The sequence below is a fragment of the Peptoniphilus sp. HMSC062D09 genome (assembly GCF_001811425.1).
Taxonomy (GTDB): Bacteria; Bacillota; Clostridia; order Tissierellales; family Peptoniphilaceae; genus Peptoniphilus_A.
In genome coordinates this window covers 37331-51228 of sequence record NZ_KV804733.1, presented here as the reverse complement: position 1 = coordinate 51228, position 13898 = coordinate 37331, and the positions used below count along the sequence as shown (strand labels likewise).

The following is a 13898-nucleotide window of genomic DNA, read 5'->3' as shown; positions in this document are numbered from 1 at the left end:
CTCTTGAATTCTACAAAAAAAGACGCCCATTATAAGGCGCCTTAAAATTTATTTTTAAATTTATTACATTCTATTAAGTTGAACCATTTCGTTAAATGTTTCAAGTTGAGTTTTAACTTGACCGAAGTCAGTCATTTGTTGGTCATAACCCATCTTAATTAGTGGAATGCCAGCTTTTTCGTAAGCTTTCTTTAGTGATGGATATTCCATTTCTTCTGTGTCGTTAAATGTCATCATGAATAATAGACATCCGTCAGCATCGTTATCAAGTGCTAGGTCAACAACATATTTTGGTCTCTTCCAAATATCTGGATCGTAAAGAATTGGGTCTTCGTCCATTCTTGCGAATTGATCAGCTAGAGCCATGTATGGATCTTCGATTGATGTATCTACATCAACTTTAAATCCTCTTGATTCACTTGCAACGTCATCTGCTACTACGCAAATGTTAAAGTTGTCAAGAACTTCAAGAAGTGCTGGGTTGTCAGTTATGATACCAGATGTTACAACTCTTGGTCCTGTGCATTCTTCTTTTGGCATTGCCTTTAATGCTTCGATTAATTCTTTAAGCATCTTGTTGTGTTCGTCTTTAAGCATGTGGAAAGAAGCCTTTAGTACATTACATCTATCAGATGCTTTAATTGTCTTTGAATAATCTCCACATAATTTAACAAATTCTCTCTTAAGAGCTCTGTTTTCGTTGTAAACTTCGAAAGCTTTCTTTAGGTTTTCGTCAGTGATTTTAACATCACAAACTTCTTCTAATCTTTCAGCAGCTTGTTTAAAGATTTTTGCATTGTAAGTTTTACCAAAATCTTCTTTTCTATGTTGTGCGTGGTTTAAAAATACCATAGGAATTTTTCTACCAACAGAAACTTTATAGTTTTGAGAGAATGGTCTTAGTGTGTCATCAAGAGTAGTTACCATTGATGCGCTAAGTCCGTCAAGAGATCCGTCAAGACCCATTTCCAAACATCTTAGTGCTAGTGAATAGTAGAATGTTGGGAAATATTCTTTTGCCTTGTCAATAGGTCCTTGTCCGCCCCATACTCCGTAAGGAACAAGTCCACCTGCATATATTATTTCTTCAGGTGCATAGTAAGGGAATACACCGACAACTTTTTTGCCTTCAGCAAGATATTTGTCAATTTGTTCTCTTCCATTTTCTGCTATATGTTTAAATTCTTTTAATAATTCTTTTATATCAGTCATTTTGCACCTCTATTAAATTGTAGTCTTAGACCAGTCAGTTTCTTTAGTGTTTTCGAAATTAGTGTAGATTTCTTCGCCCTTAGCGATTCTGTCTGCTTTTCTTTCATTCATAATTTCTACTAAACCTTGAACTCTAGTCTTATATTGTTCTTGTGAGAAGTTTCTTTCATCAGCTTGGTCACCGTCAAAGTGAACTACTGGAATGTCAAGGTCTTCTCTCCATCTTCTTTCGATTTCAGGCATTGCTCCTGACCATGGTTTACATGATCTGTTGTAGTTAACAAGTGCTCCAGAAACTCCGTTTTCTTTAGCCATTGTTTCTCTCCATTCAACGCCGTCTTCGATACATACTGAACAAGGTGCCTTACAGTAAGCTGCAGCCATTTCTCTTACAGTTGTATATTGGAAACCAAAGGCTGGTGCGTAAACAACAGCAGTTACGTTAACGCCATTTTGTTTTAGTGGTTCAAACAAGTGTCTTAGTCCTGGCCAGCAAGGAATACCTTCAAATAGAATTCTGTGTTCTTCTGGATATTCCCAAGTAGAAGTTCCTTCTCTAACTGATTGTTCATATTCAGCTGCTAGAAGTTCAAAACCTTCAGCTGCGTCAATTTCACATCTTGCAGCAACGATGTCTGCCATGTGGTTGAATAGGTCAAATCCAGAAAGTGGAGATGGTTCATAAGCCATGTAAGAACAAGCTTTAAGCCATGCAGCAGCAGTTCTGTTTGCAATTTGACAAGCTTCTTCGAATTTCTTTTCATCAAATTTCTTGCCAGTTAATTTTTCAAGTTGGTGAATAGCATATTCGAATTGTCCCATTAAGTAATCAACTTTTTCTTCAGGTACATCAACAGTGTTTTGGAAAGGAATGTCAATCATGATCATTGGAATGTCATGCATTCTTGCAATGTTTTCGTACCATTTAGTCATCATGTTACAGATGTTGTTACAGCAAAGAACAAAGTCTGGTTGTGGCATCTTTCTTGAGTCAGTTGGTTCTCCAGCTGCGTAAGCAAGAGAAATTCTTGCGTAACCACAAATGTCGTTATCATATCCCATATCTTCAGCTGTTTGACAAAGTCTTAAACCGTCTTTTTTAGCTGCAGTTGTAGCTGCGTGGTTTTCTGGATATACAGCGTGTAGTCCAAATGCCTTTGCAAGTTCAATAGGAAATTTAGATGATGACCATCCAACTAGTTCTCCTCTTTTCTTTGCATCCCATGCTGCACCGTAAACTCTATCTACTACATTTCTTAGAGCTTGAGCAGCAGGAATATGTCCTTCGATTGGTCTTGGTTTTTTACCAGGTATTTTTTGAATTTCAGCCATAGTTTACCTCCTAAAATAAATTATGCATTAGCTTTTTTATTAGCTTTTAACTTTTCCAATTTACATTTTTGATAACCAAATAGTGCAGCTCCTAGGGCACCATTTAGTTGACATAGTGGTGAAGTGTGTATTTTATGTCCAGTGTTTTCTTCGAGAGCTCTAACCATGCCCTTATTAAGAGCAACGCCACCAGTAAATACAACATCATCATTAAGTCCAACTCTCTTGGCAAGAGAACCAACTCTTGCAGCTATGGAGTCGTGAATCCCCTTAACTATATCTTCAATCTTCGATCCACTTGCCAGTTGTGAAATAACTTCTGATTCAGCAAAAACTGTGCAAGTAGACGAAATACTTACATCTTTTGTAGATAATTTATCTAAGTCTTCAAGCTTAGAAACATCAACTTCAAGAACTTTTGCGATTACATCTAAGAATCTTCCTGTACCTGCAGCACACTTATCATTCATAACAAAGTTTTCAAGCATACCATTGTCTCCAATTTTAAGAGCCTTGGCATCTTGTCCGCCTATATCAATAATTGTGCGAACATTTGGGAATAAGAAGTAAGCTCCCTTAGCGTGACAAGAAAGTTCAGACATTTGGAAGTCAGCTTCTTCAAGAGCTGCCCTACCATAGCCAGTAGCCATAACATAGGAAATGTCTTCCCTTGTCATGTTGGCATTTTTTAGAGTCTCACTAATTGTTCTTGATGGACCGCTAGTTCCTGCTCCAACATCAATAACAGAAGTTGAAATAATTTCTTTGCCATCCTTTAAAATAATACTCTTTGAGGCAGTTGAACCAATATCAACTCCCATTGTATAAATAGCTTCTGCCATACAATCTCCTCTTTGGTTTAAAATTAATATCTTACTCTTCTTAATTCTACTATACTTATGTATCTTTGTCAAAAATCACAAGCCAAGATACTTGAAATTACAAGGGTTTTAGAGCTTTTATGATTTACTATTTATTGCTTTTAAAAAGTATATTTTACTTATAGTAAGTAAATAAGGAATATACAAAAATATTGGATAATCCTTTTTAAGATTATCCAATAAGTTGTCATATTTTATATTATTTAATATTATTTATTCTGTCGTAGTCTCTGATAATTCTTGGAGTAAGCATTTGATGAACTGGACAAATTGAAGCTGGGTCTTGGTATGCACTTTCAGTAAAGGCAATAATATAATTTCTCCATAGGTTCATGTTTACTACTTCATCTACTAGACCATATTTTGCACAAGAGAATGGTCTTGATTTATCATTGTAATCTTGAATCAAGTCGTTCATCTTGTCAATTGTAGGTTGAAGATCTTTTCCTGCCTTTTTATCTTTAGCAAGTCTTCTTGAGTACATTGCAGTAGCAGCAGTTTCTCCATTCATTACGTTGATTTCAGTTGCTGCAGAACCAAGTGAAAAGGCATTAGTGTCGTTTCCTTGTGGTCCACCAAGTACATAGTGAGCTGCTGCAGTTCCCTTTCTCATTGTAATTTCCATTTGTGGAAGGTCAGAGTTTTGGATTGAATAAATTAGTGATTGACCAAGTCCTAGTAGTTCAGCTCTTTCTGCATCGTCACCTACATCGATACCTGTTGTATCTTGTAGCCAGATAATAGGAAGTCTGTCTCTAGCACAAAGTGTAACAAATTCATTCATCTTAATTAGACCTTGTCTATAAAGTTTTCCACCAATAGAGATGTGTTTTGGATCATTGTAGTATTCTGGATAGCCCATAAATAGACCTTGAACGTTAGCTACAACACCAACTAGAAGTCCATTAACTTTTGCAAGTCCAGTTACCATTTCTCTACCATATCCCTTTTTGTATTCCATAAATTCAGAACCGTCAAAAAGTCTAGCGATTACATCATATATATCGTAAGCCTTTTTGCCGTTAAGTGGAATAAGTGAATACATGTCGTTAGGGTCGAATAGTGGATTCTTTGGATCATCAACTCTAAAGAATTCTCTTTGGAATTTTGGAAGCATTGAAAGATATTTTCTAATTCCTTCAAGTACTCCTTCTTCTTCAACATAAACTTCTCTCATGAAACCAGTTTGTGCGAAGTGAACGCCAACTGCTCCTGGAGGAGTAGTTTTCTTAGCGTGTGCAGCTTGGTCTGCAATTTGGTTAGCTCCTTCTTCGTCGATATATCCCTTAGGATTCATACCGCCAAGGATTCCAGCTCCACCAACAGCCATGTTTGCATCCTTATGAGCAACTATAAGTGTAGGTGAAATTGAGTGGTATCCACCACCAGCTGGGTTAGTACCGTATATACCAACTATTACAGGAACTCCACATTGGTTAAGTCTTGAGTTTCTGTAGAATGGAGTACCGCCTCCACGTCTATTTGGATAAACTTTTTCTTGTTCGTCAAGTTTAACACCTGAACAATTTAATATATAAACTAGTGGAATTCTAAGTCTTTCAGCTGTATCTGATGCTCTTAGAAGGTCATCAGCTTGTCCAGCAATCCATGCACCTGCAAGTTTTTTGTTGTCAGATGCAACAATGTAAACCCATCTGTCGTCAACTTTTGCAAGTCCCTTAACAACACCAGTTGTACCATGGTCATTATCGCCAGGATTGTAAATTGTGTTAAGTGGGCACCAAGTTCCTTCGTCGATAAGTTCAGCAATTCTTTGAAGTGCTGTCATTTCTCCACGTTCATTTACTTTTTCATCTGGTTTACCAGCAGCTAGAGCTTTTTCAGCAAAAACTCTAATTTCTTCTTCAATTTCTCTTAATTGATTGAAGTTTTCTTCATCAACTTCTCTTAAAGGCTTTCCAATTGTCTTCATATTTTGGAAATATGAAGCAAGTGAATATTGAGTCATGTGTCCTCCTTATTCTTCTACAGGTCTCTTAATGAAAGCTTCGCCTGGATCTATTTCTTCTCTTATTAATTTAATTACATCTTCATCTGGTTCTTCAAGTTTAACAGCACGAGATACATCAATGTCAAATCCTGTGTTTTCGATAACATCTTCTGGTGAAGAAGAAGGATAATATCCAGCAAGATACATTCTCTTAGTATCTTCGTCAAACTTCAAGATACCCTTGTCAGTTACAACCATTTGTGGTCCAACATTTTCAGGAATACCTACTCTAGTTCTTCCGCCAGGACCATCAATCCAACCTGGAGAAGTGATATAGTCAACCTTGTCTATAAATCTTCTCTTTTCGTGTTGCATCATGATAATAGTATTTACATAAGTTGCAATACCATTAGCTCCACCTGAACCTGTAAATCTTGTCTTAGGGTGGTGGTAGTCACCGATTACTGTAGAGTTAACATTTCCGTATGGGTCAATTTGAGCTCCACCGATAAATGCGATCATTCTCTTCTTGTCATGTCTCCATTCATTAGCTTGGAAACCAACATAAGTTGCATTTGTCCAGTGAACTCCACAGTGTGCCATAAATCTGTTGTCACCAACTGATCTTGGAACTTCAATTGGGTCACAGTCCATAAGTCCTGATTCTACAATTAGATAACAATCAGGAGCGTAAACTGCTTTTGCAAGAGAAGCACCAATTAGAGGTAGTCCTGTTCCTACAATTGCTATTTGACCATTCTTAATTTGTCTAGCAATTGTAACTGCTTGCATTTCTTTATTTGTATAATTATCATATCTAGCCATTATTTATCTTCTCCCTTCATTAGTACGTCTGTTGCGTAACCAAATCCTGGAACATTTCTAAGACCAATTAGTCTTGTAGCTCCAAGCTTATTAAGGTATGCTTCATGATCTTCAACTCCATATACCCATTCATCTAAGAAAGCATTGAAATCTTCTTCTGTCTTAGATTTAACATTGTACATTTTGTAGAAATCAGCATCATAATCATAATAGTCATAACATTGTGAAGGGTGAGCTCCAAATGGTGCATGAACTACTGCATCAACACAGAATCCAGGAATCTTGTTGTCAGCTGCATCAAAGTTTTTGATGTATTCGTTGCTTACAAGTTCTTCGCAAGTTACGATAACTTTTTTAGCTGCGATTGCAATATCAACATCGTGGAATGTGTTTCCAAGAATTCTAGTAGTTCCGTCTGGAGAAGCCATTTGTACGTGGATTATTGCAGTGTCAATTTCAGGAACTGGAGCTGCAACAAGTTTTTCTCCCTTTTTGAATGGGTTTTCTACATAGATAAATTTGTCATTTGGAAGTTTATCAATCTTTTCTCTTTCTTCTTTAGAGATACCCCATTCATCAACTAGACCTGAACCCATCATTAGTCTACATGGTAGGTATGGAAGTCCAAGTGCAGCTGCGTGAATTCTTTGCATTTCAACGTCTTGAGAGTAGTCTTCCATAAGAAGTTCTCCCTTTTCAACTGCTGCTCTAAATCTTCTTGAAACATTTGTATATCCTGAGTTAGCAGTATAGCAATTTATGTATGCCTTAACTCTGCCAGCTCCAATTAGTGTGTCCCAGTCTCCCCCTGCAGGTCCTGCTTCAACGATAAAATCTTTTTGACCTTGACGCAAAATTTCATTTACTGCTGCGTAAGGTTTTCTGTTAGTTGTAAATCCCCCTAGTGAAATTACATCGCCATCTTCTACATATTTTGCTATGGCGTCTTTAAGTTTCATTACTTTACTCAAGTTAAAACCTCCTTTGTTAAATATAACTTGATTGCATAAATATTCAGCTCACTATGGAGCTGAATGAATTAATGACTGAATAATATTAAGAATACACCTGCTGCTACGGCTGAGCCAATAACTCCCGCAACGTTAGGTCCCATTGCGTGCATTAGTAAGAAGTTAGTAGGATTATATTTTCTACCTTCAACTTGTGATACACGAGCTGCCATTGGAACTGCTGATACACCAGCTGAACCAATTAGTGGATTTATTTTTCCACCAGTTACAATATATAAGATTTTTCCAAAAATAACACCGCCTGCTGTTGCAAAGCAAAATGCCATTAGTCCAAGAACAATAATTTTAATAGTTGCAGGTTGTAGGAAAGTTGCTCCATCTGCAGTTGCTCCAACTGTTGTTCCTAGCATAATAGTTACAATGTTCATTAGTGCATTTTGTACAGTGTCAGATAATCTAGCTACTACTCCTGATTCCTTAAATAGGTTTCCAAGCATAAGCATACCAAGAAGTGGTGCTACATCTGGAAGAAGTAGTGATGTGAAAAGTACAACTACAACTGGGAAAATAACCTTTTCTAGTTTAGTTACTTTTCTTAGTGATGTCATAACTGTTGTTCTTTCTTTTTCAGTAGTAAGTGCCTTCATAATTGGCGGTTGAATCATTGGGATAAGTGCCATGTATGAATAAGCTGCTACTGCAATTGGTGCTAAAAGATGTGGCGCAAGTTGTGATGTTGTAAATATAGCTGTAGGTCCATCTGCTCCACCGATAATACCAATAGATGCTGCTTCTGGTCCAGTAAAACCAAGTTTAACAGCAACGATAAAGGCAACATAAATACCAAATTGTGCTGCTGAACCAAGAAGTAATGAAATTGGGTTGGCAATAAGTGGTCCAAAGTCAGTCATAGCTCCTACGCCCATAAAAATTAAGCATGGGAATAAGTTTGACTTAACACCATTATACATGATTGCCAAAACTCCAGAAGATTGCCATGGATCTCCAACTTCCATTAAGCCTGTAAGTGGTAAATTTCTTAAAAGCATACCAAAGGCAATTGGAAGAAGTAATAATGGTTCAAATTCTTTCTTAATCGCTAGATAAATAAGAATGAAGGATATAATAAACATTACCACATTTTGCCATTGTAATGATGCAAATCCCGATTCACCTAGAATCCCCTGTAATGTTTCTAATAACATGTTCCGACCTCCTATTATTCAACGACTGCGAGTAATGCGTCAGTATCTACTGTTTCTCCGGCTGTTACTTTAAGAGTTACTTTTCCTGCACATGGAGCTACGATTTCATTTTCCATCTTCATAGCTTCAAGAATAAGAATTACATCTCCAGATGCTACTGTGTCTCCATTGTTAACATTAAGTCTAAGAACAGTTCCTGGCATTGGTGAAATTACATCTCCGCTTCCACCAGATGCTGCTGGTGCTGCTGCTGGAGCTGGTGCTGGAGCTGCTGGTGCAGGTGCTGCTGCTTGAACTGGTGCAGCTGGTGCTGGTGCTGCTTGTGGTGCTACTGGAGCTGCAACAGGTGCTGCTGTAAGTGATGCTGGAGTAAGAGATTGGTATCCTCCGCCAACTTTTTCAACTTCTACTTCAAAAACTTTTCCATCTACTTTAACTTGATATTTCATTAATTTCTCCTTTTCATAAATAATAGAATAATTTAAAATAATTTATTTTTTTTCGTTTATAGAAACAATTCTAAAACTTTCAACTCTTGATCTTTCTTGCATACTGATTGCTCCAACTATTGCTGCTAAAAGTGCAGGGTCCATTGAATTATCAGCCGCTACTTTCTTTGGTGCTGCCTTAGCAGGCGCCGCTACTTGATTTGACTTTCCAGCGTCAGCCTTACCCTGAATGCCTCCAACTATCTTACTAATTATTATAATTGCAATTAGTAGAGCTATAAGGGCCAAGAAAACTACGCTTAGTCCTGTCAATGCTACACCAAAGGCCTCTCCCATGGTAAGAGTAACATCTCCTAACATTATCACACCTCCCAATGTGGTTTCATATTACGGAATCCATTCCAACTTTTAAGATTATTATAGCAAAGACCTATGATTAATTCAATTAAAATCTCTATGTATGATTAATTAATCTAAATCTTTTCCAAACTAATTATACATGAAAAGATGAGTAAAATAAAGGAAAGCCTTTTTAGTATTTTCATTCAAATAAACAAATTTTATAAATTTTTAAATATTAATTACATTTGTTAAAAAAAGATTTAATTATGAATTATTTTTTTAGAAAATTTTATTTTTCATGCAAAATCTTTGACTAAATGAAACTTTATTTTTTTTATTATCCTAGAAAATCTTTGCCCTCTTTTAAATAAAATTGATTAAAAATTTTTATCTGCTTAAAAATTATTTTCAGATAAATTTTTCCAATAAAAAACTCCCCAGCCTAAGCTAAGAGAGTTCTAATGTTATTAAATTAAAAGGCAAGTAAGCCTAGATGCTCAACTAAAATTTTTAGTCCTAGAAAAATTAAAATTAAACCGCCAGTCACTTGTGCCTTGTCCTTTAAGGCAATGCCAAAGGCCCTTCCTATTCTCACTCCCAAAAAGGAAATGACAAAAGTTGTAAGTCCAATTACAAATACTGCAAGAGATATTTTTATCTTCAAGAAGGCAAAGGACACTCCCACTGCAAGGGCATCTATTGATGTTGCTATGGCAAGCATAAATAAGTTTTTAAGATCAAGCCTATCTTCTTCAATTGTGCAAGTTTTGTCCCTTGATTCTCTTATCATGTTCACCCCAATAATTGACAAGAGGACAAAGGCTATCCAGTGGTCCACTGCTTGAAGCTTTTCTGCAAAAATTGAGCCCAAGAGATAACCTATATAGGGCATCAATGCTTGGAAGACTCCAAAAAATAGCGCAATGACAAAGGATTTTTCTAAAAAATTTTTTCTAATGGAGAGGCCCTTACATATTGCTGCCGCAAAGGCGTCCATGGAAAGTCCCACTCCAATTAAAAATACTGATAGTAAATTCATCTTCACTCCCAAAAAAATAGATGCCTAAAAAGCATCTATTCCTCTTCTAATTTTTAAAATTATTTTAATAATTCGTCTAATCTATTTTTGTCGAAGCCAACGATTTGTTCGTCGTCAATGCAGATTACTGGCACACCAGTGTATCCCATTGCCATTAGTTCGTTTCTTGCTTCTTTGTCAGTTTGAACGTTTTTTTCTTCGAAGTCTACTTCTCTTTCCTTTAAATAATCTTTTGCCATTGTGCAATAAGGGCAAGTGTTACTTGTATATACTGTTACTTTACTCATTTTATTCCTCCTCATTACTTACTTTTATTATACTCCATTAGTATAAGTGAAGCAAATTCTTTAAGCTTTTTATGCCTAATATTTTTATAATTTGTGTTTTGCGTGTTCTAGTCCGTCTTTAAATATACATAGGACATGTTCATCATCTAGGGAGTAGTAGGCTCTCCTGCCTATTCTCTTTACCTTTATTAAGTTTTGATTTCTTAAAAGTGCAAGCTGATGTGATATGGAAGACTGACTCATGTCAAGCAAGACTGAAATATCAGATACGCATAGTGGCCCATTCATCAGCGCATAAATAATCTTTATCCTTGTAGGATCAGATAGGGCTTTAAATATTTGAGAAAGTATTTCTATTAAGTCTTCTTCTTTGTTGAAGTTAGAAATATCTTTTTCAACTTTTTTTGAGATTTCGTCTATATATTTATCCTTCATTTTTGTTACCCCACACTTTTAAAATTTACACTTAAAACAATAAATTCTTCAAGCTTTAGAGTTTCAGCTCTTCTGCTCTCGTCAATGCCACTTAGTTCAAGGGCTCTTTTTATATCATCTTTTGTGTAATTTAATTTTGAATTGGAAAGAGAATTTAAAATAGTCTTTCTCCTAGTTGTAAAAGCTGCACGAACAACTTCAAATAAAAAGTCTGTGTCAACTTCTTCTCTCTTTTTCATCTTCAAGTTCACAACTGCCGATTCAACATTGGGCTTTGGCATAAAAACTGAACTTGGCACTTGAAATTTGTACTTGCAATCTGTGTAATAATTTATAAAGACAGATAATGAGCCATAATCTTTACTTCCTGGCTCTGCTGCAAGTCTTTTGGCAACTTCCTTTTGCACCATTACTGTAATGGAAATTAAATTTACCTGAGCCAAAATTAATTTTTCAATTATTGGCGTTGTCACATAGTAGGGAAGATTTGCAACCACCTTAAAGCCCTCGTCGCCAAATTCTTTTTGGCAAAGTTTTTTTAAGTCTAAGTCCAAAAAATCTCCATAAACTACTTTAACATTATCTAGGGCAAGAGTTTCCTTGTGAAGGTCTCTTAACTTTTCGTCAATTTCAACTGCAAGAACTTTTTTTGCCCTGAGAGCCAATTCTTCAGTTAAGGTTCCAACTCCAGGACCAATTTCAAGGACATTGTCATCTTCACTTATTTCAGCTGCGTCGGCAATTTTTCTCACAATATTTCCGTCGATTAAAAAGTTTTGCCCCAAGGATTTTGTAAATCTAAATCCATACTTAGTAAGGATCTCTGAAAGTTTGCTTGGTTTATATAATCTATCTATGGGAATTCACTTCCTTCATAGCCTCTTCAAATTCTTCCCTTGTAATGCCAAAGGAATTTAATTTATGAAGGGTCTTTTTTCCATTTCCATATCCTATTTTTAGGATTTCCGAAAGTTTTTCGCGTCTCGCACTTGCATCTTCAGAATTTATAAGTCTGTTTTCTATTAAATCATCCATAGTGTATTCACTTATGGCATCAGTTTTTGTAGCTCGCGCTGCCTGTAGTGCCTTTAAAATTTCTTCGGCAGAGGCATTTTCCACGCCAATGTCACCATGTTTTGTGGAAACACTTTGAGAAAGGTAGGCGTGTTTAGCATTTGGAATTTCATCAGCAATTCTCTTTCTTATTTGAGAGCCCATGTAGTCCGAGTCTGTGAAGATGATTATGCCCTTTTTCTTGTCCATTTCTTTTAAAAGATTTATTAAATTTCTGCCAAAGGCAAAGCCGTGAGTGGTAATAACCTCTGCATCCACTGCCTTTTTTATGGCAATCTCGTCGTCACGACCCTCAGCGACAATTACTTCTTTAATTGTCATTTTCATATTCCAAAAAACCTCTTTGTATTTTCCCCAGTAATTTTTTCAAGCTCACTTGCATCCATTTGCCTTAAATCTGCAATGTATTGGCAGGTAAACTTCACAAGCTTCGGCTCATTTCTCTTGCCCCTATAGGGAACAGGTGTCATGTAGGGACAGTCTGTCTCAAGAAGGAGTCTATCAAGGTCAACTGCCTTGGCAACTTCCTTGGGAGTCTTTGCATTTTTAAAGGTAACTGCGCCACCAAGGGCGATGTAGTCCCCCATCTTTAAATACTCTCTCATCATGTCCACAGATTGGGAGAAACAGTGAATTAAAGCTGTGAAATCATATTTCTCGTGAGCTTCCTTTAAGATGTCAAAGGTATCCTTTGCTGCGTCGCGAGAGTGAATTACAATATTTTTCTTTAGCTTAGCTGCCAGCTCAATTTGCCTCTTAAAAACTTTCTTTTGCACATCTCTTGGAGAGTTGTCGTAATAATAGTCAAGACCAATTTCTCCTATTGCCAGGACTTTTTTGTCCCCCGAAAGTTCAATAAGTCTCTTTTCGACCTCATCATCATAAGTCCTTGCCTCATGAGGATGAACTCCAATAGCTGCGTAAATATTTTCGTATTTATTGGCAAGCTCCACTGACCTCTCTGATGAAGGGAGGTCAGAAGAATTATTTATAACAAGTTCTATTCCATTTTCACCTAAACTTTTTATTATGTCCTCGCGGTCTTCGTTAAAGGCCTCATCGTCTAAGTGCACATGTGAATCTATCATAGTCTCTCCTAACTAATTTTTGCTCCTGATTTAACGTCAGCTAAAGTTGATGCAAGACTTAAATTTCCTTCATCATCTTCTGCAGCAAGAAGCATACCATTGGACTCAACGCCTCTTAATTTAATTGGCTTTAGATTTAAAATCATGAGGATTTTTTTGCCAATCAATTCATTTTTCTTGTAGTATTCCTTTATGCCAGAGACAATTTGCCTATCCATGTCGCCAATTTTTAATTTTAGGACATAAAGCTTATCAGCATTAGGATGATCTTCTACACCAACAATTTCTGCAACTCTAATATCAAGCTTTGCAAAATCTTCTATATTAATTTCCTTTTTTATATCTTCTACAGCTTCTTTATCTTGGTGAGCTTCTGCCATAACTCTAGAATTCAAAAGAGCAGTGTTTTCTTCGTTAAATCTATCAATTTCAGCTTCGATGTCAAGTCTTGGGAAAATAACTTCGCCCTTATTAACCTTAGTACCGTCTTCTATTAAACCAAAAGTCCTTGCATCTTCCCAATTAATTTCGCCATTTACACCAAGTTGCTCTCTAATCTTTAGAGAAGTGTCCTTGATAAATGGATAAATTAAAACAGAAACAATTCTTAAACTTTCTGCCAAGTTGTATAAAACAGTGTTAAGTCTATCCTTCTTGTCATCGTCCTTTGCAAGCTTCCAAGGTTCAGTTTCATCAACATATTTATTGGATCTTCTGATTAACTTCCAAATTGCTTCTAGGGCAACAGAAAATTGGTAGTGTTCCATGGCTTCTTCCACTTCATCAATTACAGAAACAGCAAGATTT

At 36.3% G+C, this 13898-nt stretch carries 16 protein-coding genes; all 16 read right to left on the bottom strand.

The window, feature by feature from the left end; all coding sequences use genetic code 11:
* Window positions 1-63 precede the first annotated feature (63 nt).
* Complete coding sequence (locus HMPREF2801_RS06985) at window positions 64-1212, bottom strand: 2-hydroxyacyl-CoA dehydratase subunit D (protein ID WP_070611362.1); 1149 nt, start codon at window positions 1210-1212, stop codon at window positions 64-66.
* A 12-nt stretch (window positions 1213-1224) separates the two neighbouring features.
* A complete protein-coding gene (locus HMPREF2801_RS06980) occupies window positions 1225-2544 on the bottom strand; it encodes a 2-hydroxyacyl-CoA dehydratase subunit D (RefSeq protein ID WP_019125481.1) in 1320 nt (439 codons plus the stop codon).
* A gap of 20 nt (window positions 2545-2564) precedes the next feature.
* Window positions 2565-3386 carry an acyl-CoA dehydratase activase gene (locus HMPREF2801_RS06975; protein ID WP_070611360.1) on the bottom strand — a complete coding sequence of 274 codons (822 nt, stop codon included), beginning with the start codon at window positions 3384-3386 and terminating at the stop codon, window positions 2565-2567.
* A 238-nt stretch (window positions 3387-3624) separates the two neighbouring features.
* Complete coding sequence (locus tag HMPREF2801_RS06970) at window positions 3625-5394, bottom strand: acyl-CoA carboxylase subunit beta (RefSeq protein ID WP_070611358.1); 1770 nt, start codon at window positions 5392-5394, stop codon at window positions 3625-3627.
* 9 nt (window positions 5395-5403) lie between these two features.
* Entirely contained in the window at window positions 5404-6201 is a 798-nt protein-coding gene (gene gctB / locus HMPREF2801_RS06965; protein ID WP_019125484.1) for a glutaconate CoA-transferase subunit B, read from the bottom strand.
* Window positions 6201-7172: a glutaconate CoA-transferase subunit A gene (gctA, locus tag HMPREF2801_RS06960; protein ID WP_070611356.1), complete on the bottom strand. Its 972-nt coding sequence runs from the start codon at window positions 7170-7172 to the stop codon at window positions 6201-6203. Before gctA ends, gctB begins: the two co-directional genes overlap by 1 nt.
* A 68-nt stretch (window positions 7173-7240) precedes the next feature.
* The gene (locus tag HMPREF2801_RS06955) at window positions 7241-8377 is read right to left on the bottom strand and encodes a sodium ion-translocating decarboxylase subunit beta (protein WP_070611354.1); all 1137 of its coding nucleotides are present in this window, start codon (window positions 8375-8377) and stop codon (window positions 7241-7243) included.
* Window positions 8378-8391: 14 nt separating this feature from the next.
* Complete coding sequence (locus HMPREF2801_RS06950; protein WP_070611353.1) at window positions 8392-8826, bottom strand: biotin/lipoyl-containing protein; 435 nt, start codon at window positions 8824-8826, stop codon at window positions 8392-8394.
* Between the two features lie 42 nt (window positions 8827-8868).
* The gene (locus HMPREF2801_RS06945) at window positions 8869-9186 is read right to left on the bottom strand and encodes an OadG family transporter subunit (RefSeq protein WP_070611352.1); all 318 of its coding nucleotides are present in this window, start codon (window positions 9184-9186) and stop codon (window positions 8869-8871) included.
* A gap of 454 nt (window positions 9187-9640) precedes the next feature.
* Window positions 9641-10207 (bottom strand): manganese efflux pump MntP, encoded by a 567-nt coding sequence (locus HMPREF2801_RS06940; protein ID WP_070611351.1) that lies wholly within the window; start codon window positions 10205-10207, stop codon window positions 9641-9643.
* A gap of 59 nt (window positions 10208-10266) precedes the next feature.
* The gene (locus HMPREF2801_RS06935; protein ID WP_019125490.1) at window positions 10267-10494 is read right to left on the bottom strand and encodes a glutaredoxin family protein; all 228 of its coding nucleotides are present in this window, start codon (window positions 10492-10494) and stop codon (window positions 10267-10269) included.
* 84 nt (window positions 10495-10578) lie between these two features.
* On the bottom strand, window positions 10579-10929 hold the full coding sequence (locus tag HMPREF2801_RS06930; RefSeq protein ID WP_070611349.1) for an ArsR/SmtB family transcription factor: 351 nt from the start codon (window positions 10927-10929) through the stop codon (window positions 10579-10581).
* Between the two features lie 5 nt (window positions 10930-10934).
* Window positions 10935-11786 carry a 16S rRNA (adenine(1518)-N(6)/adenine(1519)-N(6))-dimethyltransferase RsmA gene (gene rsmA, locus HMPREF2801_RS06925; protein ID WP_070611347.1) on the bottom strand — a complete coding sequence of 284 codons (852 nt, stop codon included), beginning with the start codon at window positions 11784-11786 and terminating at the stop codon, window positions 10935-10937.
* On the bottom strand, window positions 11779-12330 hold the full coding sequence (gene rnmV / locus HMPREF2801_RS06920; RefSeq protein WP_070611345.1) for a ribonuclease M5: 552 nt from the start codon (window positions 12328-12330) through the stop codon (window positions 11779-11781). Before rnmV ends, rsmA begins: the two co-directional genes overlap by 8 nt.
* Window positions 12327-13091 carry a TatD family hydrolase gene (locus HMPREF2801_RS06915; RefSeq protein WP_070611342.1) on the bottom strand — a complete coding sequence of 255 codons (765 nt, stop codon included), beginning with the start codon at window positions 13089-13091 and terminating at the stop codon, window positions 12327-12329. Before HMPREF2801_RS06915 ends, rnmV begins: the two co-directional genes overlap by 4 nt.
* A gap of 8 nt (window positions 13092-13099) precedes the next feature.
* Window positions 13100-13898, bottom strand: a 799-nt coding sequence (gene metG, locus HMPREF2801_RS06910) for a methionine--tRNA ligase subunit beta (protein ID WP_070611403.1), incomplete at its 5' end; no start/stop codon positions are given.